Origin of the sequence: Kosakonia sp. WA-90 (assembly GCF_039871955.1) — a bacterium.
Taxonomy (GTDB): domain Bacteria; phylum Pseudomonadota; class Gammaproteobacteria; order Enterobacterales; family Enterobacteriaceae; genus Kosakonia; species Kosakonia oryzendophytica.
In genome coordinates this window covers 123,728-147,285 of the sequence record NZ_JBDPLJ010000006.1, presented here as the reverse complement: position 1 = coordinate 147,285, position 23,558 = coordinate 123,728, and the positions used below count along the sequence as shown (strand labels likewise).

At 54.6% G+C, this 23,558-nt stretch carries 23 protein-coding genes; 17 read left to right on the top strand and 6 right to left on the bottom strand.

Annotated features, from left to right (window positions below):
- The first annotated feature begins 290 nt into the window (after positions 1-290).
- Complete coding sequence (gene ygjG / locus ABGA49_RS12520) at positions 291-1,670, top strand: putrescine aminotransferase (RefSeq protein WP_271044636.1); 1,380 nt, start codon at positions 291-293, stop codon at positions 1,668-1,670.
- A 36-nt stretch (positions 1,671-1,706) separates the two neighbouring features.
- On the opposite strand, the gene lsrG is transcribed toward ygjG, so the two are convergent.
- Entirely contained in the window at positions 1,707-2,000 is a 294-nt protein-coding gene (lsrG, locus tag ABGA49_RS12515; RefSeq protein WP_061493074.1) for a (4S)-4-hydroxy-5-phosphonooxypentane-2,3-dione isomerase, read from the bottom strand.
- Positions 1,997-2,884: a 3-hydroxy-5-phosphonooxypentane-2,4-dione thiolase gene (gene lsrF, locus ABGA49_RS12510; protein ID WP_347665641.1), complete on the bottom strand. Its 888-nt coding sequence runs from the start codon at positions 2,882-2,884 to the stop codon at positions 1,997-1,999. The genes lsrG and lsrF overlap by 4 nt, the downstream gene beginning before the upstream one ends.
- Before the next feature lie 139 nt (positions 2,885-3,023).
- On the opposite strand from lsrF, the gene lsrK reads away from it, so the two are divergent.
- Together lsrK and ABGA49_RS12500 are read left to right on the top strand one after the other, a co-directional pair.
- Positions 3,024-4,598 carry an autoinducer-2 kinase gene (gene lsrK / locus ABGA49_RS12505; protein ID WP_347665617.1) on the top strand — a complete coding sequence of 525 codons (1,575 nt, stop codon included), beginning with the start codon at positions 3,024-3,026 and terminating at the stop codon, positions 4,596-4,598.
- A gap of 508 nt (positions 4,599-5,106) precedes the next feature.
- Entirely contained in the window at positions 5,107-7,128 is a 2,022-nt protein-coding gene (locus ABGA49_RS12500) for an NADPH-dependent 2,4-dienoyl-CoA reductase (protein WP_061493073.1), read from the top strand.
- 54 nt (positions 7,129-7,182) lie between these two features.
- Here ABGA49_RS12500 and rlmG read toward each other — a convergent pair whose 3' ends face one another.
- Positions 7,183-8,313: a 23S rRNA (guanine(1835)-N(2))-methyltransferase RlmG gene (gene rlmG / locus ABGA49_RS12495; RefSeq protein ID WP_061493072.1), complete on the bottom strand. Its 1,131-nt coding sequence runs from the start codon at positions 8,311-8,313 to the stop codon at positions 7,183-7,185.
- A gap of 70 nt (positions 8,314-8,383) precedes the next feature.
- Here rlmG and ABGA49_RS12490 point away from each other — a divergent pair, with 70 nt between their 5' ends.
- From ABGA49_RS12490 to sstT, 6 genes are all read left to right on the top strand, one after another.
- Positions 8,384-8,875, top strand: a complete 492-nt coding sequence (locus ABGA49_RS12490) for a M48 family metallopeptidase (RefSeq protein ID WP_061493071.1) — start codon at positions 8,384-8,386, stop codon at positions 8,873-8,875.
- A 60-nt stretch (positions 8,876-8,935) separates the two neighbouring features.
- A complete protein-coding gene (locus ABGA49_RS12485; RefSeq protein WP_061493070.1) occupies positions 8,936-9,415 on the top strand; it encodes an Lrp/AsnC family transcriptional regulator in 480 nt (159 codons plus the stop codon).
- A 250-nt stretch (positions 9,416-9,665) separates the two neighbouring features.
- Entirely contained in the window at positions 9,666-10,280 is a 615-nt protein-coding gene (locus tag ABGA49_RS12480) for a YitT family protein (protein ID WP_061493069.1), read from the top strand.
- A gap of 177 nt (positions 10,281-10,457) precedes the next feature.
- On the top strand, positions 10,458-11,456 hold the full coding sequence (locus ABGA49_RS12475; protein ID WP_061493068.1) for a Gfo/Idh/MocA family oxidoreductase: 999 nt from the start codon (positions 10,458-10,460) through the stop codon (positions 11,454-11,456).
- A 246-nt stretch (positions 11,457-11,702) separates the two neighbouring features.
- The gene (locus tag ABGA49_RS12470) at positions 11,703-12,668 is read left to right on the top strand and encodes a TerC family protein (protein ID WP_061493067.1); all 966 of its coding nucleotides are present in this window, start codon (positions 11,703-11,705) and stop codon (positions 12,666-12,668) included.
- 240 nt (positions 12,669-12,908) lie between these two features.
- Positions 12,909-14,153, top strand: a complete 1,245-nt coding sequence (gene sstT / locus ABGA49_RS12465; protein WP_061493066.1) for a serine/threonine transporter SstT — start codon at positions 12,909-12,911, stop codon at positions 14,151-14,153.
- 15 nt (positions 14,154-14,168) lie between these two features.
- Here the strand turns inward: sstT and ABGA49_RS12460 are convergent, their stop codons facing one another.
- From ABGA49_RS12460 to uxaC, 3 genes are all read right to left on the bottom strand, one after another.
- A complete protein-coding gene (locus tag ABGA49_RS12460; protein ID WP_061493065.1) occupies positions 14,169-14,723 on the bottom strand; it encodes a YgjV family protein in 555 nt (184 codons plus the stop codon).
- A gap of 189 nt (positions 14,724-14,912) precedes the next feature.
- Positions 14,913-16,400: an altronate dehydratase family protein gene (locus ABGA49_RS12455; protein WP_061493064.1), complete on the bottom strand. Its 1,488-nt coding sequence runs from the start codon at positions 16,398-16,400 to the stop codon at positions 14,913-14,915.
- A gap of 17 nt (positions 16,401-16,417) precedes the next feature.
- Positions 16,418-17,830: a glucuronate isomerase gene (gene uxaC, locus ABGA49_RS12450; protein WP_061493063.1), complete on the bottom strand. Its 1,413-nt coding sequence runs from the start codon at positions 17,828-17,830 to the stop codon at positions 16,418-16,420.
- Positions 17,831-18,294: 464 nt separating this feature from the next.
- Here uxaC and ABGA49_RS12445 point away from each other — a divergent pair, with 464 nt between their 5' ends.
- The 8 genes from ABGA49_RS12445 to ABGA49_RS12410 all read left to right on the top strand — a co-directional run bounded on the left by ABGA49_RS12445 (position 18,295) and on the right by ABGA49_RS12410 (position 23,420).
- On the top strand, positions 18,295-19,596 hold the full coding sequence (locus tag ABGA49_RS12445) for an MFS transporter (RefSeq protein WP_061493062.1): 1,302 nt from the start codon (positions 18,295-18,297) through the stop codon (positions 19,594-19,596).
- A 123-nt stretch (positions 19,597-19,719) separates the two neighbouring features.
- Positions 19,720-20,496: a transcriptional regulator ExuR gene (gene exuR / locus ABGA49_RS12440; RefSeq protein ID WP_061493061.1), complete on the top strand. Its 777-nt coding sequence runs from the start codon at positions 19,720-19,722 to the stop codon at positions 20,494-20,496.
- Positions 20,497-20,823: 327 nt separating this feature from the next.
- Positions 20,824-21,486, top strand: coding sequence for a DedA family general envelope maintenance protein YqjA (gene yqjA, locus ABGA49_RS12435; protein ID WP_061493060.1), 663 nt, complete (start codon positions 20,824-20,826; stop codon positions 21,484-21,486).
- 4 nt (positions 21,487-21,490) lie between these two features.
- Positions 21,491-21,877 carry an EnvZ/OmpR regulon moderator MzrA gene (gene mzrA, locus ABGA49_RS12430; protein ID WP_088237683.1) on the top strand — a complete coding sequence of 129 codons (387 nt, stop codon included), beginning with the start codon at positions 21,491-21,493 and terminating at the stop codon, positions 21,875-21,877.
- A 147-nt stretch (positions 21,878-22,024) separates the two neighbouring features.
- Entirely contained in the window at positions 22,025-22,393 is a 369-nt protein-coding gene (locus ABGA49_RS12425) for a DUF1090 domain-containing protein (RefSeq protein WP_061493058.1), read from the top strand.
- Positions 22,394-22,430: 37 nt separating this feature from the next.
- Positions 22,431-22,733, top strand: a complete 303-nt coding sequence (locus tag ABGA49_RS12420) for a YqjD family protein (protein WP_061493057.1) — start codon at positions 22,431-22,433, stop codon at positions 22,731-22,733.
- A gap of 1 nt (position 22,734) precedes the next feature.
- On the top strand, positions 22,735-23,133 hold the full coding sequence (locus ABGA49_RS12415) for a phage holin family protein (RefSeq protein ID WP_061493056.1): 399 nt from the start codon (positions 22,735-22,737) through the stop codon (positions 23,131-23,133).
- Positions 23,130-23,420: a YqjK-like family protein gene (locus ABGA49_RS12410; RefSeq protein WP_061493055.1), complete on the top strand. Its 291-nt coding sequence runs from the start codon at positions 23,130-23,132 to the stop codon at positions 23,418-23,420. Before ABGA49_RS12415 ends, ABGA49_RS12410 begins: the two co-directional genes overlap by 4 nt.
- Positions 23,421-23,558 lie beyond the last annotated feature (138 nt).

Here is a 23,558-nt window from a genome sequence, read left to right as displayed (position 1 = left end):
GCTGATTTTAATAATTTCAGTATGAAATCACGTAATAACCCTAAACGGTCATGCTCCATTATTGGGCACTCTTTGCACCACCATGGCGCATAATCCGCATAAAACCGTTGCTATCGTTCAAATTTTAATCACGAAGATAGCGATATTTCAACGAAACGGGACGATTAAATCTTGCACAACCCCCTATTGCCCTGGCGTTTATCCCGATTTTTGTAACACAAGCCGAAGTGGCGTAATCCCTGCAATACTTAAATCGGTATCATGTGATACGCGAGCCCCTGGAGCACATTTTGAACAGGTTACCTTCCAGCGCATCGGCTTTAGCGTGCAGCGCTCACGCATTAAATCTCATTGAGAAGCGAACGCTTGATCATGAGGAGATGAAAGCATTAAACCGAGAGGTGGTGGACTACTTTAAAGAGCATGTTAATCCGGGGTTTTTAGAGTATCGAAAATCTGTTACCGCCGGCGGGGATTACGGAGCCGTAGAATGGCAAGCGAGCAGTTTGAATACGCTTGTCGACACCCAGGGACAGGAATACTTAGATTGCCTGGGTGGTTTTGGAATATTCAATGTGGGGCACCGTAATCCAGTTGTGGTTTCCGCCGTACAGAATCAACTCGCCAAACAACCTCTGCATAGCCAGGAACTTCTCGACCCGCTACGGGCGATGCTGGCAAAAACGCTGGCGGCGCTCGCCCCTGGCAAACTGAAATACAGCTTCTTTAGCAACAGCGGGACGGAGTCCGTCGAAGCTGCGTTAAAACTTGCCAAAGCGTACCAATCGCCGCGCGGCAAATTTACCTTTGTCGCCACTAGCGGCGCGTTCCACGGCAAGTCGTTAGGGGCGCTCTCTGCGACAGCGAAATCGACCTTCCGCAAACCCTTTATGCCGCTGCTGCCGGGCTTCCGTCATGTCCCCTTCGGCGATATCGAGGCCATGCGCACGTTACTGAGCGAATGCCATAAAACGGGCGATGACGTTGCTGCCGTGATCCTGGAACCCATTCAGGGCGAAGGTGGGGTAATTCTGCCGCCACAAGGCTATCTGCCTGCGGTGCGTAAGCTGTGCGACGAATTTGGCGCACTGCTTATCTTTGATGAAGTGCAAACCGGTATGGGACGTACCGGCAAAATGTTCGCCTGCGAGCATGAAAACGTGCAGCCGGACATTCTGTGCCTCGCCAAAGCACTGGGCGGCGGTGTGATGCCGATTGGCGCGACCATCGCCACGCAGGAGGTATTCTCCGTTCTGTTTGATAACCCCTTCCTGCATACCACCACCTTTGGCGGTAACCCGCTGGCCTGTGCGGCTGCGCTGGCAACCATCAATGTGCTGCTGGAAGAGAACCTGCCTGCGCAGGCTGAACAGAAAGGCGACATCCTGCTGGATGGCTTCAGGGCGCTGGGACGCAAATATCCCGATCTGGTGCAGGATGCGCGCGGTCGCGGGATGCTGATGGCGATCGAGTTTGTGGATAATGAAACGGGCTACAACTTTGCCAGTGAGATGTTCCGCCAGCGGGTACTGGTTGCCGGGACGCTCAATAACGCGAAAACCATTCGCATAGAACCGCCGCTGACGTTAACAATGGAACAGTGTGAGCAGGTGCTGAAAGCCGCGGGTAACGCGCTGGAAGCACTGCGGGTCGCCGTCGCACAAGCGTAATCGTTCCCCCTCTCCCGGTGGGGAGGGGGAACCCCATCAGGCTGGCATCACGCCAATAAAGCTGCGTTTTTTACGCGGCTCAGACATCAGTTCCTCCAGTTTTTCCACACAGGCCAGGTAGTGCGGCGTCTTCTTATGGGCAAGCACGGCGGCATCATCCTGATAAGCCTCATAAATGAAAAAGCGGGTTTTCACTTTTGGATCCTGCAAAACATCGAAACGCAGATTCCCCGGTTCACGGATGGCGCCTTCATGGTTAGCGCGAAACACCTGCAAAAACTCCTCCACGCGATCGGGTTTAATGTTGATCTCCACCAGCGTTACATTCATGGTTGCTCTCCTTGTTTTTCTTCCAGCCAGAACTGGTACGCCTCGTGGGCGCGCATATTTTCGTGCACCACTTTTTTCACCGCTTTTAGCATTGCCAGCGGCGCGCTGGATTGAAAGATATTTCTCCCCATGTCCACGCCGGACGCGCCCTGATCGATGGCGCGGAAACACATCTCCAGCGCCTGCTGCTCTGGCAGCTTTTTCCCCCCCGCGATGACAATCGGCACCGGGCAGCTCGCGGTGACTTTCTCAAACCCCTGCTCCACAAAATAGGTCTTCACAAACTGAGCCCCAATCTCGGCAGCGATTCGACTGGCAAGGGCAAAATAGCGGGCATCGCGGGTCATCTCTTTGCCAACCCCGGTGACGGCAAGTGTTGGAATACCGTAGCGATTACCCGCGTCCACCAGCGTGATGATATTGCTGATTGATTGATGCTCATACTCGCTGCCAATGTAGACTTGCGCAGCAACAGCACAGACATTCAAACGCAGAGCATCCTCCATGGCCACCGCCACACACTCGCGGGATAGCTCCGCAAGGATCGAGTTACCGCCCGACGCGCGCAATACCACCGGTTTATTGGTCGCGGGCGGCACCACGCTGCGCAAAATACCGCGCGTACACATCAGCACATCGGTTTCACCAAACAACGGCGCAATAGACAAATCAATGCGCTCAAGCCCGGTGGTCGGCCCCTGGAAATAGCCATGATCGAATGCAAGCATGACCGTGCGATTGCTTGTCGGGTTAAATATCCGCGCCAGCCGCGACTGCATCCCCCAGTCCAGAGCCCCACACCCTTTCAACGCAAAAGGGACGTTATGTTGCGGTGTGTCGAGGCCAAAATCTTTACCGTCTTTGATGTCATCTAAATCCGCCATCATCTCCCCCGCCAGAAGCTGTGATTGAGTCATTGATTTTGTGATTGAAGATTGTTCAAAAGCGTAGGCGGTGAACTATATTTACGACCGTACGAGGATCACAGTTTTATCTCTGATGCCGCGCGAGGGGGAAAAACCCATGAGTTATCTATTAGCGTTAGATGCAGGAACCGGCAGCATTCGTGCGGTGATCTTCGACTTATCCGGGCGGCAGGTAGCGGTGGGTCAGGCCGAGTGGAAACACTTGAGCCTCGAAAATGTGCCCGGCTCAATGGAGTTCGATCTCCACGCCAACTGGCAGCTTGCCTGCCAGTGCATCCGACAGGCTCTGGCAAATGCCAGCCTGCGCGGAGAAGATATCCAGTCTATCGCCTGCTGCTCTATGCGCGAAGGCATTGTGCTCTACGATCGCAATGGCGAAGCGCTCTGGGCCTGCGCCAACGTTGATGCCCGCGCCAGTCGGGAAGTCGCTGAACTGAAAGAGATCCACGACGATCACTTCGAAGCCGAAGTCTATGAAGTTTCCGGTCAGACGCTGGCACTCAGCGCCATGCCGCGCTTGCTCTGGCTGGCGCATAACCGTCCGGATATCTACCGCAATGCCGCCACCATTTCGATGATCAGCGACTGGCTGGCCTCCCGCCTTTCCGGCTGGCTGGCGGTTGATCCTTCCAACGCCGGTACCACTGGACTGCTTGATCTGTTTACCCGCGACTGGCGTCCAGAACTGCTGGATATCGCCGGGCTGCGCGCGGATTTTCTCTCTCCGGTAAAAGAAACCGGCAGCCTGCTTGGCGAGGTCACGCACGAGGCGGCGCAGGAGAGCGGCCTGCGCGAAGGCACGCCGGTAGTCATGGGCGGTGGCGATGTACAACTGGGTTGCCTCGGCCTTGGCGTGGTACAGGCCGGACAGGCCGCCGTGCTGGGCGGAACATTCTGGCAGCAAGTGGTGAATTTGCCGCAGGTGCGTGTCGACCCGGAGATGAATATTCGTGTGAATCCGCATGTGATTCCCGGTATGGCGCAGGCAGAATCGATCAGCTTCTTCACCGGCTTGACCATGCGCTGGTTCCGCGATGCCTTCTGTGCAGAAGAAAAATTGATCGCTGAACGGCTGGGCGTCGATGCTTACACGCTGCTGGAAGAAATGGCCAGCCGTGTACCGGCAGGCTCGTGGGGTGTGATGCCGATCTTCTCTGACGCCATGCACTTTAAACAGTGGTACCACGCTGCGCCGTCGTTTATTAATCTCTCGATCGATCCGGAAAAATGCAACAAAGCCACCCTGTTTCGCGCGCTGGAAGAGAACGCCGCCATCGTTTCTGCCTGTAATCTGGCGCAAATATCGCGTTTCTCCGGTGTGCGCTTTGACAATCTGGTGTTTGCCGGCGGCGGCGCAAAAGGGGCGCTGTGGGGGCAAATTTTAAGTGACGTCACAGGCGTGCCGGTACGTGTACCGGTGGTGAAAGAGGCGACCGCGCTGGGCTGCGCGATTGCCGCAGGTGTGGGTGCCGGGCTGTATGATGATCTGGCAGCCACCGGCGAACGGCTGGTGGCGTGGAGCCATGAATATACCCCGGCCCCGCAGCACCGCGAACTGTACGACACCATGATGCAGAAGTGGCAAAAGATCTATGCCGATCAGCTCGGTCTGGTTGATCGCGGGCTGACAACCTCTATGTGGACGGCGCCAGGGCTGACAACCCGGGCGTAATTTTTGCCCCCTCACCCCGGCCCTCTCCCCACTGGGGGAGAGGGAGAAAATCATTATCACCGCCCGGCACAGGAGGAAGAGAATTCCCCCTCACCCCGGCCCTCTCCCCACTGGGAGAGGGAGAAAATCATTATCACCGCCCGGCACAGGAGAAAGAGAATTCCCCCTCACCCCGGCACTCTCTCCACAGGGGGAGAGGGAGAAAATCATTATCACCGCCCGGCACAGGAGGAAGAGAATTCCCCCTCATCCCGGCCCTTTCCCCACTGAGGGAGAGGGAGAAAATCATCCTCACCGCCCGCCACAGGATGACAAAGAAAATCGCCATCACCTCTCTTCAGGTGGAAAGAGAAGATCCCCTCTCCCCTCCGGGGAGAGGGTTAGGGTGAGGGGCAACGATTTTTGAATCCCATCACAATCATTCGCTCCCGCTTTTCCCTTTTTGTCCGGGACGGCTACAGTAGAACTCATCCGACCACATAACAATTATTTTACATTGGAAGAGAGCATGAGCCATTACCCGTCGTTGTTCGCCCCGCTGGATTTGGGCTTTACCACGCTAAAAAACCGTGTACTGATGGGCTCGATGCACACCGGGCTGGAGGAGCGCCCGGACGGCGCAGAGCGGCTGGCGGCCTTTTATGCCGAACGCGCACGGCACGGCGTTGCGCTGATTGTCACGGGCGGCGTCGCCCCTGCGCTTTCGGGCGTTACCATGGAAGGCGGCGCGGTATTATGCGACAGCAGCCAGCTTCCCCATCACCGGCAAATCACCGATGCGGTTCATCAGGAAGGCGGCAAAATCGCGCTCCAGATCCTGCATACCGGGCGTTACAGCTATCAACCGCATCTGGTCGCGCCGTCTGCGCTCCAGGCACCGATCAACCGTTTCACGCCGCATGCCCTCACCCACGATGAGATCCTCACGTTGATTGCTGACTTTGCCCGTTGCGCGCAACTGGCGCAGCAGGCCGGATATGACGGTGTGGAAGTGATGGGTTCCGAAGGCTATTTGATCAATGAATTCCTCGCTGCGCGGACTAACCAGCGTGAGGATGCATGGGGCGGCGATGCCACCCGGCGCATGCGGTTTGCCCTGGAAGTGGTTCGCGCTGTGCGCGAGGCCGTGGGCCGCGAGTTTATTATTATTTACCGTTTATCGATGCTGGATTTGGTGGAAGGCGGCGCGACGCTGGACGAGACCATCACGCTGGCAAAAGCAGTGGAAGCCGCAGGGGCAACCCTTATTAATACCGGTATCGGCTGGCATGAAGCGCGCATTCCGACGATAGCCACGCCGGTACCACGCGGCGCGTTTAGCTGGGTGACGCGAAAATTAAAAGGCCAGGTGGGCGTGCCGCTGATCACCACTAACCGCATTAATGATCCGCAAGTTGCGGAAGCGATCCTGGCTCACGGCGATGCCGATATGGTCTCGATGGCGCGCCCGTTTCTTGCCGACGCGGCGTTCGTGTCAAAAGCGCAGGAAGGCCGCGCAGACGAAATCAACACCTGCATCGGCTGTAACCAGGCCTGCCTCGATCAAATCTTCGTCGGCAAAGTCACCTCCTGCCTCGTTAACCCCCGCGCCTGCCATGAAACCCGGATGCCCGTCATCCCGGCGCTGCACAAGAAAAACCTCGCCGTGGTCGGCGCTGGTCCCGCAGGGTTAGCGTTCGCGATAAATGCCGCCACCCGTGGCCACAGCGTAACGCTGTTCGATGCACAGGCGGAGATTGGCGGCCAGTTCAACATCGCCAAACAGATCCCCGGCAAAGAGGAGTTCTATGAAACGCTGCGCTACTACCGCCGAATGATTGCGCTGACTGGCGTTGAGTTATGCCTGAATCAGCGCGTTTCGCCTGCCATGTTAACGTTGTTTGATGAAGTCGTTCTCGCCTGCGGCATTGAACCGCGCATTCCGCCCATCCCCGGTATTGATCACCCCAAAGTACTGAGTTATCTCGATGTATTGCGTGACAAAGTCCCGGTGGGTGAAAGCGTGGCCATCATCGGCTGCGGGGGAATTGGTTTTGATACTGCGATGTATTTAAGCCAGCCGGGCGAACCCACCAGCCAGAATATCGCCGAGTTTTGCGTGGAATGGGGCATTGATACCAGCCTGCAAAATGGGGGAGGACTGCGCCCGGAAGGGCCGCAACTGCCAAAAAGTCCGCGCCGTATCGTGATGCTGCAACGTAAAGCCAGCAAACCCGGTGAAGGTCTGGGTAAAACTACGGGCTGGATCCACCGCGCAACCTTGCTGTCGCGCGGGGTGAAAATGATCCCCGGCGTAAGCTATCAGAAGATCGATGATGCCGGTCTGCACCTGTTGATCAACGGTGAACCGCAACTGATTGAGGCGGATCATGTGATTATCTGCGCCGGGCAGGAACCGCGTCGTGAACTGGCGGATCCGCTACGGGAAGCGGGTAAAACGGTGCATTTAATTGGCGGGTGCGATGTGGCGCTGGAGCTGGATGCGCGCCGGGCAATCGCGCAAGGGACAAAGCTGGCGCTGGAAATCTAGGTTAGCCGACTGCCGGAAGGCGCTGATGCCTGTCCGGCAGGACGGTTTACGGCATCAGCGTTTTTTACGCACTTTCACCGCTTTCAGGATGACAAACTTATTGTTGGTCGCCAGCGTTTCGCAGTTGCCGAACACCTTCTTCAGCTTACGGAAATAGTCCAGATGCCGGTTTCCGACAATACGCAGTTCGCCCCCGTATTTCAGGCAACGACGCGCATCATTAAACATCTGCCAGGCAATATGATCGGTGATGGCGCTTTGCTGATGAAACGGTGGATTGCACAGCACTGCGTCAAAACGATCCGGATCCACGCCCGACAAGGCGTTGTTGATCATGTAATCACAACGCGAGACATCCGCCGGTAAGTTGGACTCCACATTGAGTCGGGAAGAGGCGACGGCCATCGCCGACTCATCCACAAACAGCACGCGGCTGCCCGGATTTTGCGCCAGCAATTGCAGACCAATCACGCCATTGCCGCAGCCGAGATCGACCATTTCCCCTTCCACGCCTTCCGGTAAGTGTTGCAGGAAAAAGCGAGCGCCGATATCAAGACCGCTGCGCGAAAAGACATTGGCGTGGTTATGGATGGTCCAGTCGGTGCCGTCCAGTTTCCAGCTCGCCAGCGGTGACGCATCCGCCAGTTCCGGTGCAGTGAACGTACAGTTGATCAAGCGCGCCTTTTTCCATGCCAGCGTCGTGGTGGTTGGCCCAAGGATCGTTTCAAACAGCGCCAGCGTGGAGTTGTGCACATCGCGCGATTTCGCCCCGGCGATAATACGCGTCTGCGGTGTTACCACCTGACGCAGCGCGCGCAATTGCTGTTCCAGCAATGCCAGGTGTTTCGGTATTTTGATCAGCACCAGCGCCGGGTTAGCAGGCAGCGAGCTAAGGCTGTCTTGCTGCGTTACGCTGCTTTCATCAAGTGCATTAATGCGCAGGTTATGTTGTGTGGCCAGCTCAGCAATGTACGAATCGTTTACGCTGACCGGGTGATGTTGCGACAGCGCGCACGCCAGTGCACCGAAGCTATCGTTGAAGATGAGCACCGGGCCAGTGACCTCATTCACCTGCTGCAGCAGATATTCGTCCGCCGCGTCCCATGCCTGTAATGACGCATCTTCCACGCCGACCGGGAATCTGTCTAAAGTGAACAACTGTCCGTTTAACTCAACCTGGCTCATCACCCCTCCGCAATGCTAAAATTCGCGCGTTTTATCGCTTAAATACGTCGGGAAGTAAACACATTTCGCCATGAACACGCTCACGTACCTTCAGGGTTATCCTGAAACCCTGCTGGCGCAGGTAACCGCATTGATTGAACAGAACCGCTTAGGCGAGGTGCTGCAAAAACGCTATCCCGGCAGCCACGGCATTACCACCGACAAAGCGCTGTATCAGTACACGCTGGAGATGAAAAACCAGTATCTGCGTAACGCCGCACCGGTGAATAAAGTGATGTACGACAGCAAAATCCATGTGCTCAACAACGCCCTCGGTCTGCATACTGCGGTATCACGCGTGCAGGGCGGTAAGCTGAAAGCCAAAGCGGAAATTCGTGTGGCGACGGTGTTTCGCGACGCGCCGGAAGCCTTTCTGCGGATGATTGTGGTGCACGAGCTGGCGCACCTGAAAGAGAAAGATCACAACAAAGCGTTTTATCAGTTGTGCTGTCATATGGAACCGCACTATCACCAGCTCGAGTTCGACACCCGCCTGTGGCTGACGCATCTTGCGTTGAAATAACCTGCCGGGCAAAAAACTGGTAGTCTGGGGGTTACCCTTTTCCGCCCGCCAGTGATGCCCATGTACAACATTGATGATTTCGACCTGAAGATCCTGACGCTGTTGCAGTCAAATGGCCGCCTGACAAATCAGGAGTTGAGTGAACTGATTGGTTTGTCGGCATCGCAGTGTTCCAGGCGACGTATTGCGCTGGAGCAGGCGCAGCTTATTCTGGGCTATCACGCCAGACTAGCACCGGATGCGGTGGGTCAGGAGATGCTGGGGCTGATAGAAGTGCGTCTGTTGAACCATACGCCGGAGTGCGTGGCAAGCTTTCACCAGATGGTCAGCGGCGTTGATGCGATTCTTGACGCTTACAAAACCACGGGCGACAACGACTATTTGCTGAAGGTTGCGGTGTCGGATTTGCCGGGGCTTAACCATGTGATCAGCGGTATTCTGGCGCAAAATAAGAGCGTGGCGCACCTGAAAACCTCCGTCGTGCTTCATCGACTGAAAGAGAACGGGTTGTCGATGCCGGGAAGCAACACACTGCCCTGATTTGGGGCATTTCGCCCCAAAACTGTGCAAAAACACAATCACTTCACGCATAAAAGATCGCTTAAACGCACATTGCACGCCACAAACGCAACGAAGACGCACACATCGTGCATATTGCTCTTTTTGTAATTTCAACCTGTTAGCGTAGACGCCGTCTGTTTTTCCGCCATTCACTGTGAACGCAGGTTCAGTCTGGTGTATTTATTGCAAGTGACACTTATCTTTATGACTTAATAGATAGTGCACGCTTATGGATAACGTCCTCACCCCGACTACACTCACGCACACCTGGCTGGAAGACGCGCTGGCATTGCTATTCGGCACGCTGATGATCTCCTTCGGCGTGGTGCTATTTCGCCAGTCTGGCGCATTGACCGGCGGCACGGCGGGGCTGGCCTTTCTGATCCACTACACCATGCACATTTCATTTGGCGTCGCCTTCTTTGTGATTAACCTGCCCTTTTATTGGTTATCCGTACGCCGCATGGGGGCGCAGTTTACGCTGAAGACCTTTTGCGCCGTGGCAATGGTGTCGCTCTTTTCCGATTTGCATGGCCGTTTTATTCATATCGACCAGTTAAATCCGTTCTACGCCACGCTGTTTGCCAACATTATGATGGGAGTGGGCTTTGTGGTGCTGTTCCGCCATAAGGCCAGCCTGGGCGGTATGAACATTCTGGCGCTCTATCTGCAAGAGAAAAGCGGCATCCGCGCGGGGAAATTCCAGATGGTGGTGGATGCCTGCATCGTAACGGCATCGTTGTTTGTGGTGAGCCTCCCGATGCTTGTCGTGTCTGTTGCCGGCGCTACGCTGCTGAATTTGATTATCGCCATGAACCATCGGCCTGGTCGTTACGTGGGTTAAAAGCGTGTCGCACCTCCGCCCGCGTTAACCGCCGGATGTAACTGAACGCAGCGCGGTTCCGGCTGGCGCGCTCTTCTTCTTAATGCCATTTGTGCTTCTGCGTGGCAGTGCACTGGTTTTGTCATGCTGTCGTGCTAGAGTGACAAAAGACCCCCATTACGGAGAATCAGCGCCTGTATGATACGTTTCGCTGTCATAGGCACCAACTGGATCACCCGCCAGTTTGTCGATGCCGCCCATGAAACGGGCAAATATAAACTCACCGCCGTTTTTTCCCGCAGCCTTGAACAGGCGCAAGCGTTCGCCAGCGATTATCCTGTCGAACACCTGTTTACCTCTCTCGACGAGATGGCGCAAAGCGATGCGATTGACGCGGTATATATTGCCAGCCCGAATGCCCTGCATTTCCCGCAAACCCGCCTTTTCCTCAGCCACAAAAAACATGTGATTTGTGAAAAACCGCTGGCCTCAAACCTGCGGGAAGTAGAAGCGGCGATTGCCTGTGCGCGGGAAAATCAGGTGGTACTGTTTGAAGCGTTTAAAACCGCCAGCCTGCCCAATTTCATCTTGCTGAAACAGTCGCTGGCGAAAGTCGGTAAGGTGCGTAAAGCCTTTATCAATTACTGCCAATACTCTTCCCGCTATCAGCGTTACCTGGACGGTGAAAACCCGAATACCTTTAATCCGGCGTTCTCTAACGGCTCGATTATGGATATTGGTTTCTACTGTCTGGCATCCGCCGTGGCGCTGTGGGGCGAGCCGTATGCCGTGCAGGCCACGGCCAGTAAGCTTGAGAGCGGCGTTGATGCACACGGCGTGGTCGTGATGGATTACGGTGACTTCAGCGTAACATTGCAGCACTCCAAAGTGAGTGATTCCGTGTTACCCAGCGAAATCCAGGGCGAAGCCGGTTCACTGGTGATCGAGAAGATCTCCGAATGCCAGAAAGTGTCATTTGTGCCGCGCGGCGGTAAAGCACAGGAGCTGACGCAGCCACAGCACATCAACACCATGCTGTATGAGGCCGACGTGTTTGCCCAACTGGTGGAAGAGAATCAGGTCAACCATCCGGGGCTGGATGTCAGCCGCATCACCGCAAAACTGCAAACGGAGATCCGCCGCCAGACCGGTGTGGTTTTCCCGGCGGATGATGTCAGCCAGCAACTTCCCGCGTAAAGGTTCGTAAGCAGGGCGGGCGTATTATTGACGGGATGAATATCCTGACATATTTTGTTACCTGCAAAGGGGAGTAACTTCATTGCCGGTGGATCGTCATTACGATGCGTATATGCATCCGGTCGCCGGGCGTCTTTACCGACGTAAGTGAGACCTTGCCGGAAGGCGAGGAACCATTGCATCGAAAGCAAGCGGCTAACGTCTTCTGACGTTGGCCGTTTTTGTTTTTTAGGTAAGGAACTGATGATGAATAGTGTCGGCACACCGATGTTATGGGGCGGATTCGCCATTGTGGTAGCAATTATGCTGGCCATCGACCTTCTGCTTCAGGGGCGTCGCGGCGTCCACACGATGACCATGAAGCAGGCGGCCGTCTGGTCAGTGGTATGGGTAAGTCTCTCTTTGCTGTTCAATGCCGCGTTCTGGTGGTATCTGGCGCAAACCGAAGGTCGCGCCGTTGCGGATACGCAAGCGCTGGCCTTTCTCACGGGTTACTTGATTGAAAAGGCACTGGCGGTGGATAACGTCTTTGTCTGGTTGATGTTGTTCAGCTACTTCGCTGTGCCTGCTGCGTTGCAGCGCCGCGTGTTGATCTACGGTGTACTCGGCGCGATCGTGCTACGTACCATCATGATCTTCGCGGGAAGCTGGCTGATCAGTCAGTTCTCGTGGCTGCTGTATGTGTTTGGCGCGTTCCTGCTATTTACCGGCGTGAAGATGGCGCTGGCGAAAGAGGATGAAACCGGGATCGGCGATAAGCCGCTGGTGCGCTGGCTGCGTGGGCACCTGCGCATGACAGACACCATTGAAAATGAGCACTTCTTCGTGCGCAAAAACGGGCTGCTGTTTGCCACGCCGCTGCTGCTGGTGCTGATTCTGGTGGAACTGAGCGATGTGATTTTTGCGGTCGACAGCATTCCGGCGATTTTTGCCGTCACCACCGATCCCTTTATTGTGCTGACCTCGAACCTGTTCGCCATTTTAGGGTTGCGCGCCATGTACTTCCTGCTGGCAGGCGTGGCAGAGCGCTTCTCAATGCTCAAGTACGGTTTATCGCTGATCCTGGTGTTTATCGGCATTAAGATGCTGATTGTCGACATCTTCCATATTCCAATCGCCATTTCGCTTGGCGTGGTGGGTGGGATCCTTGTGCTGACTATGCTGCTCAATGCCTGGGTTAACCACCAGAACGACAAAAAAACGAAGGCGTAAGCTGTAATTCGCCGCTCTGCCACTATGCTGAGCGGCGAATGCGTCAGCCTTGTCGCCTTTATCACAAAACGTTAACACAAAAAATCAAAAAACAGCGCCAGGCCCGAAAAGTACATCGTCCACCCTTCCCTGTTGCCGCAGAGTCCATATACTTCTTTCTGCAAATAAATGTTACATCCTGACAAATGTCATCAAAAAAGACAGGCGGGATGCAACTCCACAACACGAAAGGAACATGGCATGACAACGCACCGCTCCGCCGGGTTACTGCAACGTCTTATTGATGGCAGCCTGGTGAAACAGATCCTTATTGGTTTAATTCTGGGTATCTTACTGGCGTGGATTTCCACTCCCGCCGCCATTGCGACCGGCATTCTGGGTACGCTTTTTGTTAGCGCGTTAAAAGCGGTAGCGCCGGTATTGGTGCTGATGCTGGTGATGGCCTCCATCGCCGGTCATCAGCAAGGACAAAAGACGCATCTGCGCCCGGTATTGATGCTCTATCTGTTAGGCACATTCACCGCCGCACTGACCGCCGTGCTGGTCAGTTTCCTGTTCCCTTCCACGTTACAGCTTGTACCCGGTGCAAATGATGTCGCACCGCCTTCCGGTATTGTGGAAGTGCTGCGTGGTTTGCTGACCAGCATGATCGCCAACCCGGTAACGGCGCTCATGAATGCTAACTACATTGGCATACTGGTATGGGCCGTGGGGCTGGGTTTTGCACTGCGTCACAGCAACGAGAGCACCAAAAATCTGGTGCAGGATTTTGCAAGCGCGGTGACCTTTATGGTGCGGCTTGTGATCCGCTTTGCCCCGATCGGGATATTCGGTCTCGTCTCATCCACCCTTGCGACATCGGGTTTTGGTGCGCTGTTAGGCTATGCGCAACTCCTGGTCGTGCTGGTGGGATGTATGGCGTTTGTCGCGTTGGTGATTAACCCGCTGCTGGTATTCTGGAAAATCCGCCGCAACCCTTTCCCACTGGTTTTTACTTGCCTTCGCGAAAGTGGCGTCACCGCATTTTTCACCCGCAGTTCAGCGGCGAATATTCCCGTTAATATGGCATTGTGTGAGAAGTTGAACCTCGATCGCGATACCTACTCTGTCTCTATCCCGTTGGGTGCCACCATTAACATGGCGGGTGCGGCAATCACGATTACGGTGCTGGCACTGGCGGCAGTCCATACCTTAGGTATTACGGTCGATCTGCCGACAGCGTTGCTGTTGAGCGTCGTGGCGTCGCTTTGTGCCTGTGGTGCCTCCGGCGTGGCGGGCGGCTCCCTGCTGTTGATCCCGCTGGCCTGTAACATGTTTGGTATTTCCAACGATGTGGCGATGCAGGTGGTGGCGGTCGGCTTTATTATCGGCGTGCTGCAGGACTCTTGCGAAACCGCGCTCAACTCCTCCACGGATGTGCTGTTCACCGCAGCGGTATGCCAGGCGGAAGATTCGCGTCTGGTTAACAACGCCCTGCGTAATTAACCTCTTCACCTGCCGTCAGCGGGCGGCAGGCGTCTCTTTTTGCTGCGCGGTTTCGACTTTAAACGGGTCGATGCCGCGTTTTTGCATTCGCCAGAAACGGATGATATTCAGCCCGTTCATGATAAGAAAGCTGCCTTCGATCAATGAGCCACCAATCGAGCCGAGCCAGATATTGTGGATCACCCAACAACCGGTAGAACACCAAATTACACAGCGCATTGGCAGACCTTTAAAACGGAATAGCGCCCAGGTGCTGACGATAGTGCCCGCTACAGGTAACAGCTCCATCGGATGGTGAAATTTCGCCAGCCCCAGCCCGCCGGTCAGCACGATAAACAGCGCCATCACCCAAAGACTGCGCGTGCGCAAGGTAATCAGCGTACGGACGGCGTTGAGCATCGCGCTCGAACCGGCAGGAAACGCCCCCATCAGAAAGAAGTGGACACCAATAATGGCGCTATACACCGAGAGCTGTTTTTTAAACCGTCTTTCATCACGGTTAATAAACGTGGTAATACCAATCAAAAAAGCAATGACACCCACACCCTGGGCAAGCCAATACGCGGTCATGGAAAATCCTTGAAGGGTAGATAAAAAAAGAAACGGCCTCTATTAGAGCGCCGTTTTTATCAGGGGATCTACCTGCGTTACCAAAAGATTTCGCACCGTGGTAAGGCGGAGTGCCCGCGCAGCCCGGAAACTGACACATCAGCAACCGGGGTGAATACGCGTAACCATGGCGCAAACGCGAACGGTAACTTACAGGGTTACGCCGCTTTTGAAGATCGCCAGTTCACGGAAATCGTTCTTCTCGTTGCAGGTCTGCTGACCGTTAGCGATAGCCACAATCACATCGACAAACTCATTCAGCAGTTGCGGCATCGCTTTGCCGTGGATCAACTGACCGGCATCAAAGTCGATCCAGTGTTTTTTCTTCGCCGCCAGCTCGCTATTGGTGGCGATTTTCACCGTCGGTACAAAACCACCGTAAGGTGTACCGCGACCAGTGCTGAACAACACCATATGGCAGCCCGCCCCCGCCAGTGCGCTGGTTGCAACGGCATCGTTGCCCGGCGCGCTCAGCAGGTTCAGACCGTGGGTTTTCAGCCGTTCGCCATAACGCAGTACATCCACGACCTGGCTGGCGCCTGCTTTCTGTGTACAACCCAGAGACTTCTCTTCCAGAGTAGTGATCCCACCCGCTTTGTTGCCCGGCGAAGGGTTCTCGTAAATGGGCTGGTTATGCGCGATAAAGTACTGTTTGAAGTCGTTGACCATGGTAACGGTCTTCTCAAAGGTACTTTCGTCGCGGCAGTGGCTCATCAGGATCTGCTCCGCGCCAAACATCTCCGGTACTTCGGTCAGGACGGTTGTTCCGCCATTACCGATGACATAGTCCGAGAAACGCCCCAGCATCGGGTTCGCGGTAATACCGGACAGCCCGTCAGAACCGCCGCATTCCAGGCCAAATTTCAGTTCGCTCAGTTTACCCGGTACGCGCTTATCGTTGCGCATGACCTGATAGAGCTCGTGCAGATGCTCAAGCCCGGCTTCCACTTCATCGTCCTGGTGTTGGCAAACCATAAAGTGAACACGCTCAGAGTCGAACTCACCCAGCGTCTGGCGGAAAGCATCGACCTGGTTGTTTTCGCAACCCAGACCAATCACCAGTACAGCGCCGGCATTCGGGTGACGCACCATGTTTTGCAGCATGGTACGGGTGTTAATGTGATCGTCGCCCAGTTGCGAACAACCATAGGTATGGCTGAACAGGTAGACGCCGTCGGTGCCTTCAGCATTTTGCGTCTCTTTCAGGAAACGGTTCTGGATCTGGCGGGCAATGCCGTTGACGCAGCCAACCGTTGGCAGGATCCACAGCTCATTACGGATCCCCACTTCACCATTAGCGCGACGGTAGATTTGAATATCCCGGTCCACCGCCTGTGCGCCTTCATCCTGAAAATCAGGTTGATAGCTATACTCGTCCAAATCACTCAGATTGGTACGCGCGTTGTGGGAATGAATGTGCTCGCCCGGCGCGATATCTGACGTCGCATGGCCAATTGGCAGACCGTATTTAACGACATTTTCGCCCTGCGCAATGGCCTGCAGGGCAAATTTATGCCCACGCGCCACCGCCTGACGCAGCCGAACGGTCTGGTTGTCGACAACGACTTCCGCGCCTTCGGCAAGATCGGCCAGTGCTACCGCAACGTTATCCAGCGAATGGATCTTGATGTATTGCATATCAACCTCAAACGGCTTTAGTTCAGTTCAATCGCGAAGTAATCACGCGCATTGTTAAAGCAGATATTTTTCACCATCTCGCCCAGCAGCTGGATATCCGCCGGCGCTTCCCCTGCTTCCACCCAACGGCCAATCATCTGGCACAGGATGCGGCGGAAATATTCGTGACGGGTATAAGACAGGAAGCTGCGGCTGTCGGTCAGCATACCGACAAAACGGCTCAGCAGGCCGAGTTGCGCAAGCTGGGTCATCTGACGTTCCATGCCATCTTTCTGGTCGTTAAACCACCAGCCGGAACCGAACTGCATTTTGCCCGGCATGCCTTCCCCCTGGAAGTTACCAACCATGGTGCCCAGAACTTCGTTATCACGCGGGTTCAGACAGTAAAGAATGGTTTTTGGCAGCAGGTTTTCTTCGTTCTGTTTGCTTAACAGTTTGGAGAGTTCTTCCGCCAGCGGGCGATCATTGATGGAGTCGAAGCCAACGTCCGGCCCCAGCAGTTTGAACTGACGCAGGTTGTTGTTGCGCAGCGCGCCAATGTGGTACTGCTGTACCCAACCGCGACGGGCATATTCAGCACCCAGCCATACCAGTACCGCCGTTTTAAACTGTGCCACTTCTTTTTCGCTCAGCGTTGCACCGGTCAGACGACGCGCCAGGATGCTATCCAGCTCGGCTTCGCTGGCTTCGGCAAACAGCACAACGTCCAGTGCGTGGTCAGACACTTTGCAGCCATGCGCGGCAAAGTGATCCAGTCGTTTGCTCAGGGCTGTTTGCAGATCGGCAAAGCGACGAATGTCGGTATCAGACACTTCGCCCAGTTTCGCCATGTAATCAGTAAAGGTCGCCAGTTCAATATTGAAGGCTTTATCCGGACGCCAGCTCGGCAGCACTTTGATACGGAAGGTGGTGTCTTTGGCAACCGACGCATGATGCTCCAGAGAATCAATCGGATCGTCAGTGGTGCCGACCATTTTGACATTCATCTGCTGCATGATACCGCGCGCGGAGAACGTATCCTGCGCCAGCAGTTCGTTACCACGCTCCCAAATTTCCCCGGCAGTAGAAGGCGAAAGTAGCTTACCTGTAATACCAAAAGGACGACGCAGCTCAAGATGCGTCCAGTGGTATAACGGGTTGCCGATTGTATGCGGCACGGTTGCCGCCCAGGCATCAAACTTCTCGCGATCGGACGCATCCCCGGTACACAGGCGCTCAGGTACACCATTAGTACGCATTGCACGCCACTTGTAGTGGTCACCTTTCAGCCAGATGTCATACAGGTTTTTAAAGCGGTAGTTATCTGCAATCTGCTGCGGCGGCAGGTGGCAGTGGTAATCAAAAATTGGCTGATCTTTTGCGTAGTCGTGGTACAGGCGGCGAGCAAATTCAGTGTCCAGGAGAAAATCTTCAGTCATAAACGGAGTCATTATCGTCTTCCTCTCAACGAGTGCGTCTGATGTTTACCTTAGATGCTGACAAAGTTATCACACCAATTTCTATAGCCCGAAGATATTTTCGTGAGTTGGATCAATAAAAGCAGACAAAAAATTACCGTTTGTTCCTGTAAATAGCGCGCCAGACCGCGCTGCATCTGGCTTCTCGCGCCAAAGTTAAAGACCACACAAAGAAAAACACTTTTGTGATATCACTCACCTTTTCAAGTTGTATGACAAGTTATCTTTCTGCCGTCGAACACATAAGCCGACGGAATGCATTCCCGACAACACATTGATCGGATTTTTTGGGTACGGATACCGACTTGAACACGCTTACTTATGGCAAGGTTTGGGCCGTACCGGGACTGGTTCCCGGTTACGTCCTCCCGTTTCATCCTTCGAGGGCGATCGCAGGATGACCGCGCAAGCGGTAATAACATAACGATGAGGTTTACATGCGTAAAATCAAAGGATTACGTTGGTACATGATAGCACTGGTGACGGTCGGCACCGTGCTGGGCTACCTGACACGTAACACCGTAGCGGCAGCGGCTCCAACGTTGATGGAAGAGCTGCACATCAGCACTCAGCAATACTCCTATATCATTGCGGCTTATTCCGCGGCTTATACCGTTATGCAGCCTGTTGCAGGCTATGTTCTGGATATCCTTGGCACCAAGATTGGCTACGCCTTCTTCGCTGTAACCTGGGCTATCTTCTGCGGCGCGACTGCGCTGGCGGGTAGCTGGGGCGGTCTGGCGCTGGCGCGTGGTGCGGTCGGCGCGGCTGAAGCGGCGATGATCCCCGCAGGCCTGAAAGCGGCGTCTGAATGGTTCCCGGCAAAAGAGCGTTCTATCGCCGTTGGCTATTTTAACGTTGGTTCTTCTATCGGTGCGATGATTGCTCCGCCGTTGGTGGTGTGGGCTATCGTGATGCACAGCTGGGAAATGGCGTTCATCATTTCTGGTGTGCTGAGCTTTGCATGGGCAATGGCGTGGTTGCTCCTTTATAAGCACCCGCGCGATCAGAAAAAATTAAGCGAAGAAGAACGTGACTACATCATTGGTGGTCAGGAAGCACAACACCAGACCAACAATGGCAAGAAAATGTCGCCATGGCAGATCCTGCGCACTCGTCAGTTTTGGGGTATCGCGCTGCCGCGTTTCCTGGCAGAACCGGCATGGGGTACGTTTAACGCCTGGATCCCGCTGTTCATGTTCAAAGTTTACGGCTTTAACCTGAAAGAAATTGCGATGTTCGCCTGGATGCCAATGCTGTTTGCTGACCTTGGCTGCATCGTGGGTGGTTACCTGCCGCCGCTGTTCCAGCGCCTTTTCGGTGTTAACCTGATCGTCTCCCGTAAAATGGTTGTCACCATGGGTGCGGTACTGATGATTGGCCCAGGCATGATCGGCCTGTTCACCAGCCCGTATGTTGCAATTGGTCTGCTGTGCATCGGCGGTTTTGCTCACCAGTCTCTGTCCGGCGCGTTGATTACCCTCTCTTCCGACGTATTTGGTCGTAACGAAGTGGCCACCGCAAACGGCCTGACCGGTATGGCCGCCTGGACCGCAAGTACGCTGTTTGCGCTGGTGGTCGGCGCACTGGCTGACACCATCGGCTTCAGCCCGCTGTTCGCCGTACTGGCCCTGTTCGACGTGCTGGGTGCGATTGTCATCTGGACCGTGCTGAAAAACCAAACGGCGGAAGAATTTGCGAAAAGTCATTCGGTGGGTAGTACCGCAACACAAAGTTGATGCACCGCATTAATGTTGACAAAAGCCGCCTTGCAGGGCGGCTTTTTCGTTATAGATTATGGTGAGAATCAGGTAAAAGTGGTATAACAAATCTACTATTGCCCTTCTTTCCCTGGAGCTCATATGGAAATCTCCGAGTCACGACGTTTGTACCAGCAGCTAGCCGCGGAGCTTAAAAGCCGTATTGAGCAAGGCGTGTACCTTGTCGGGGACAAACTGCCTGCCGAACGCTTCATCGCTGATGAGAAAAACGTGAGCCGGACCGTCGTTCGTGAAGCCATCATCATGCTGGAAGTGGAAGGGTATGTCGAAGTACGTAAAGGCTCCGGCATCCATGTCATCTCTAACCAGCCGCGGCATACGCAAGCGCCGGATGAAAATCTTGAATTCGCCAATTACGGTCCGTTTGAACTGTTGCAAGCTCGCCAGCTGATTGAAAGCAATATCGCCGAATTCGCCGCCACTCAGGTGACGAAACAGGACATCATGAAGCTGATGGAAATTCAGGATAACGCGCGTAAAGAGAAGTGCTTCCGCGATTCAGAATGGGATTTGCAATTCCACGTACAGGTTGCGCTGGCGACGCAAAACACCGCGCTGGCAGCGATTGTCGAAAAAATGTGGACCCAACGCGTACACAACCCGTATTGGAAAAAACTGCACGATCACATTGACTTACGTACAGTGGATAACTGGTGCGATGACCATGACCAGATCCTGCGGGCGTTAATCCGTAAAGATCCACACGCGGCAAAACTCGCGATGTGGCAACATCTGGAAAATACCAAACAGATGCTATTTAACGAAACCAGCGACGATTTCGAGTTTAACGCCGACCGTTATCTGTTTGCGGAAAACCCGGTGGTGCATCTCGATACTGCCGCTACCGGCACCAAGTAAAAATAGCTTTCCGGGCGCAGAGTTACGCTGCGCCTGTCGTCTGTTTTGGGTAAGTAAAAAGTATAGAGTGTCAGCGTTTGTAAATAGCCTCGCCTCCCCCTCTCCCGACAAGCAAAATCATCACCGAAACGTTTTTTTCTGACTGACGTATAACGTCAGCCTTTGTTACAATTGGATGCATTTCGCCATCATGTGAGTTAGTGCTTGCTCCCAGAGTCTTTTTCGGGAATATGCCGCACCGGGCGTGTCACGAGCGACCATAATGTATTAGAACGCATCGCCGTGCTGTTCCGGGCGTGACGTAAACCGATGTACCAGGAACACTGAATGGAACTATTAAGCCAATTACTTCATGCCCTCTGGAGCCAGGATTTCGAAACATTGTCGAACCCAGGCATGATCGGCATGCTTTATTTTGTTTTATTTGTCATTTTATTTCTGGAAAATGGCCTGCTTCCGGCGGCGTTTCTTCCGGGTGACAGTCTGCTGGTATTGATTGGCGTGTTGATTGCCAAAGGTGCGCTGGGTTACCCGCAAACCATCCTTTTGTTGACCGCGGCGGCAAGTCTCGGTTGCTGGCTCAGTTACATCCAGGGGCGATGGCTAGGCAATACGCGCCTTGTGCAAAACTGGCTGTCGCATTTGCCTGCGCATTATCATCAACGGGCGCACCATCTGTTTCATAAACATGGGCTTTCCGCGCTGTTGATTGGTCGTTTTATCGCATTTGTTCGTACGCTGTTACCAACTATTGCCGGACTTTCTGGTCTGAGTAATGCCCGCTTTCAGTTTTTTAACTGGATGAGCGGTCTGTTGTGGGTGCTGATCCTGACCACGCTGGGTTACCTGCTGGGCAAGACGCCGGTGTTTCGCAAATACGAAGACGCACTGATGTCCTGCCTGATGTTGCTTCCGGTAGCCCTTCTGGTGATTGGCCTGATTGGCTCACTGGTGGTTCTGTGGAAGAAAAAATATGGCAACCGGAGTTAAAAGCATGGAATTGCAACGTCCGTTTCTGCGCTGGCTGGTCATGAGCATCTGCGCGCTGGCGCTGTTCAGCGCGATGTTTTTCGCCTGGACAGCATTGCAGGATCGCGAGTCCACGCTGGCGATTCGCCCGGCAGCGCAAAACATTAGCGTACCCGATGGCTTCTCCATCTGGCATCATCTTGACGCGAATGGCATTCGCTTTAAAAGCATTACCCCTGATAACGACACCATACTGATCAAGTTTGATTCCAGCGCGCAAAGCGCCGCGGCAAAAGCCGTACTGGATCGTACCTTGCCCCACGGATACATCATCGCCGCACAAGACGATGACGCCAGCCAGACCTCCGCCTGGCTCACCCGCCTGCGCAACAGCACGCATCGGTTCGGTTGATCCTTCCAGGATTCTGAATCTTTTCACTCACTTTGGTGTTATCCGTTAACTTAACTATGCTTGAGTAGACGGAACCAGGGTTCACTTTTTGTCACTGGATGCTGGCGTAACGACCGTTTCGCCGGCTAACAATGGAAGGTTTCGACTATGAATTACCGCATCGCACTGGCTCTGGCCCTTCTTTCTCTGAGTGCAGTTTCTCAGGCCGCAACGCCTTGTCAGGAGAAGGAGCAGGCGATCCAGCGAGAAATCAGCTATGCCGAAAAGCATAACAATCAGAGCCGGATTGACGGTCTGAACAAAGCGCTGCGCGAAGTGCGCGCAAGCTGTTCTGACAGCAAGCTACGCGCTGCCCATCAGAAAAAAATCGCTGAACAGAAAGAAGAGATTGCGGAGCGTCGCCGGGAACTGAGCGAGGCGAAGCAAAAAGGCGATGCGGACAAAATAAGCAAACGTGAACACAAGCTGAAAGAGGCGCAGGAACAACTGAAAGCTCTGGAAGCGCGTGACTACTGAATGAAGGAAGTTACCACTCACTCACCTGGAGAGAATTATGTCGAAAGATAATGCTGATCATCTGCGCGCTGAGTTGAAATCCCTGGCGGATACCCTCGAAGAAGTCCTGAGCAATTCCGGGGAAAAATCGAAAGAAGAGCTGAGTAAGTTACGCAGTAAAGCTGAACAGGCGCTGCGCGATAGCCGCCATCGCCTTGGCGAAACCGGCGATGCGCTCGCCCGCCAAACCCGTGAAGCGGCCGCCCGTACCGATGAATACGTACGCGAAAATCCGTGGGCCAGCGTAGGTATCGGCGCCGCCATTGGCGTGGTGTTGGGCGTCCTGTTGACGCGTCGCTGATATGACAGAGCCACGAAACGCGCAGGGGCCAGGCAAAAGCGTGCTGGGGATTGGTCAGCGTATTCTGACCATCCTTGTTGAAATGGTTGAGACCCGTCTGCGGCTGGCGGTCGTCGAGCTGGAAGAAGAGAAAGCCAATTTATTCCAGTTGCTGCTGATGCTGGGGCTGACCATGCTGTTTGCCGCATTTGGCCTGATGAGCCTGATGGTGCTGATAATCTGGGCCATCGATCCGCAATATCGTCTGAATGCGATGATTGCAACCACCGTGGTGTTGCTGGTGCTGGCGCTCATTGGCGGCATCTGGACACTGCGCAAAGCGCGGGCGTCAACGCTTCTGCGCCATACCCGGCAGGAGCTGGTGAATGACCGCGCCTTGCTGGAGGATGAAAAACCGTGAGCAACAAAGCGGAACGCCTGAAGCGCAAAGCACGCTTGCTCAGTGAGATCCAGCAACAACGCCTGGATCTCACCGCCGGACGGCGCGACTGGCTGGAAGCCACCGGTGCCTACGATCGTGGCTGGAACGTGCTGTTAAGCCTGCGTTCCTGGGCGCTTGTGGGTAGTGGTGCAATGGCTATCTGGTCTGTTCGTCACCCCAACAGGCTGGTGCGCTGGGCCAAACGCGGGCTGAGCGCCTGGAGTTTGTGGCGACTGGTTAAAGCAACGCTTAACGCGCCACGATAACCCCCTGACAGGCGATGGGACACATCGCCTGCCTCTCACTTCTCTTACTCAGTTTTTTTGAAAAATTTCGACAGTTTTCCTTGCTAACAATCCGCCACCGTCGCGATTAATATCCTCTCCATCGACAGCAAGCACGCG

Coding starts and splice junctions, on each gene's coding strand:
- ABGA49_RS12500 (WP_061493073.1), top strand. CDS start 5,107: ATGAGCCATTACCCGTCGTTGTTCGCCCCGCTGGATTTGGGCTTTACC.
- ABGA49_RS12460 (WP_061493065.1), bottom strand. CDS start 14,723: ATGACCGCGTATTGGCTTGCCCAGGGTGTGGGTGTCATTGCTTTTTTG.
- ABGA49_RS12485 (WP_061493070.1), top strand. CDS start 8,936: ATGTACAACATTGATGATTTCGACCTGAAGATCCTGACGCTGTTGCAG.
- ABGA49_RS12425 (WP_061493058.1), top strand. CDS start 22,025: ATGAATTACCGCATCGCACTGGCTCTGGCCCTTCTTTCTCTGAGTGCA.
- ABGA49_RS12455 (WP_061493064.1), bottom strand. CDS start 16,400: ATGCAATACATCAAGATCCATTCGCTGGATAACGTTGCGGTAGCACTG.
- lsrG (WP_061493074.1), bottom strand. CDS start 2,000: ATGAATGTAACGCTGGTGGAGATCAACATTAAACCCGATCGCGTGGAG.
- lsrK (WP_347665617.1), top strand. CDS start 3,024: ATGAGTTATCTATTAGCGTTAGATGCAGGAACCGGCAGCATTCGTGCG.
- ABGA49_RS12480 (WP_061493069.1), top strand. CDS start 9,666: ATGGATAACGTCCTCACCCCGACTACACTCACGCACACCTGGCTGGAA.
- exuR (WP_061493061.1), top strand. CDS start 19,720: ATGGAAATCTCCGAGTCACGACGTTTGTACCAGCAGCTAGCCGCGGAG.
- ABGA49_RS12445 (WP_061493062.1), top strand. CDS start 18,295: ATGCGTAAAATCAAAGGATTACGTTGGTACATGATAGCACTGGTGACG.
- uxaC (WP_061493063.1), bottom strand. CDS start 17,830: ATGACTCCGTTTATGACTGAAGATTTTCTCCTGGACACTGAATTTGCT.
- ABGA49_RS12415 (WP_061493056.1), top strand. CDS start 22,735: ATGACAGAGCCACGAAACGCGCAGGGGCCAGGCAAAAGCGTGCTGGGG.
- ABGA49_RS12490 (WP_061493071.1), top strand. CDS start 8,384: ATGAACACGCTCACGTACCTTCAGGGTTATCCTGAAACCCTGCTGGCG.
- yqjA (WP_061493060.1), top strand. CDS start 20,824: ATGGAACTATTAAGCCAATTACTTCATGCCCTCTGGAGCCAGGATTTC.
- ABGA49_RS12470 (WP_061493067.1), top strand. CDS start 11,703: ATGAATAGTGTCGGCACACCGATGTTATGGGGCGGATTCGCCATTGTG.
- ABGA49_RS12420 (WP_061493057.1), top strand. CDS start 22,431: ATGTCGAAAGATAATGCTGATCATCTGCGCGCTGAGTTGAAATCCCTG.
- mzrA (WP_088237683.1), top strand. CDS start 21,491: ATGGAATTGCAACGTCCGTTTCTGCGCTGGCTGGTCATGAGCATCTGC.
- sstT (WP_061493066.1), top strand. CDS start 12,909: ATGACAACGCACCGCTCCGCCGGGTTACTGCAACGTCTTATTGATGGC.
- ABGA49_RS12475 (WP_061493068.1), top strand. CDS start 10,458: ATGATACGTTTCGCTGTCATAGGCACCAACTGGATCACCCGCCAGTTT.
- lsrF (WP_347665641.1), bottom strand. CDS start 2,884: ATGGCGGATTTAGATGACATCAAAGACGGTAAAGATTTTGGCCTCGAC.
- rlmG (WP_061493072.1), bottom strand. CDS start 8,313: ATGAGCCAGGTTGAGTTAAACGGACAGTTGTTCACTTTAGACAGATTC.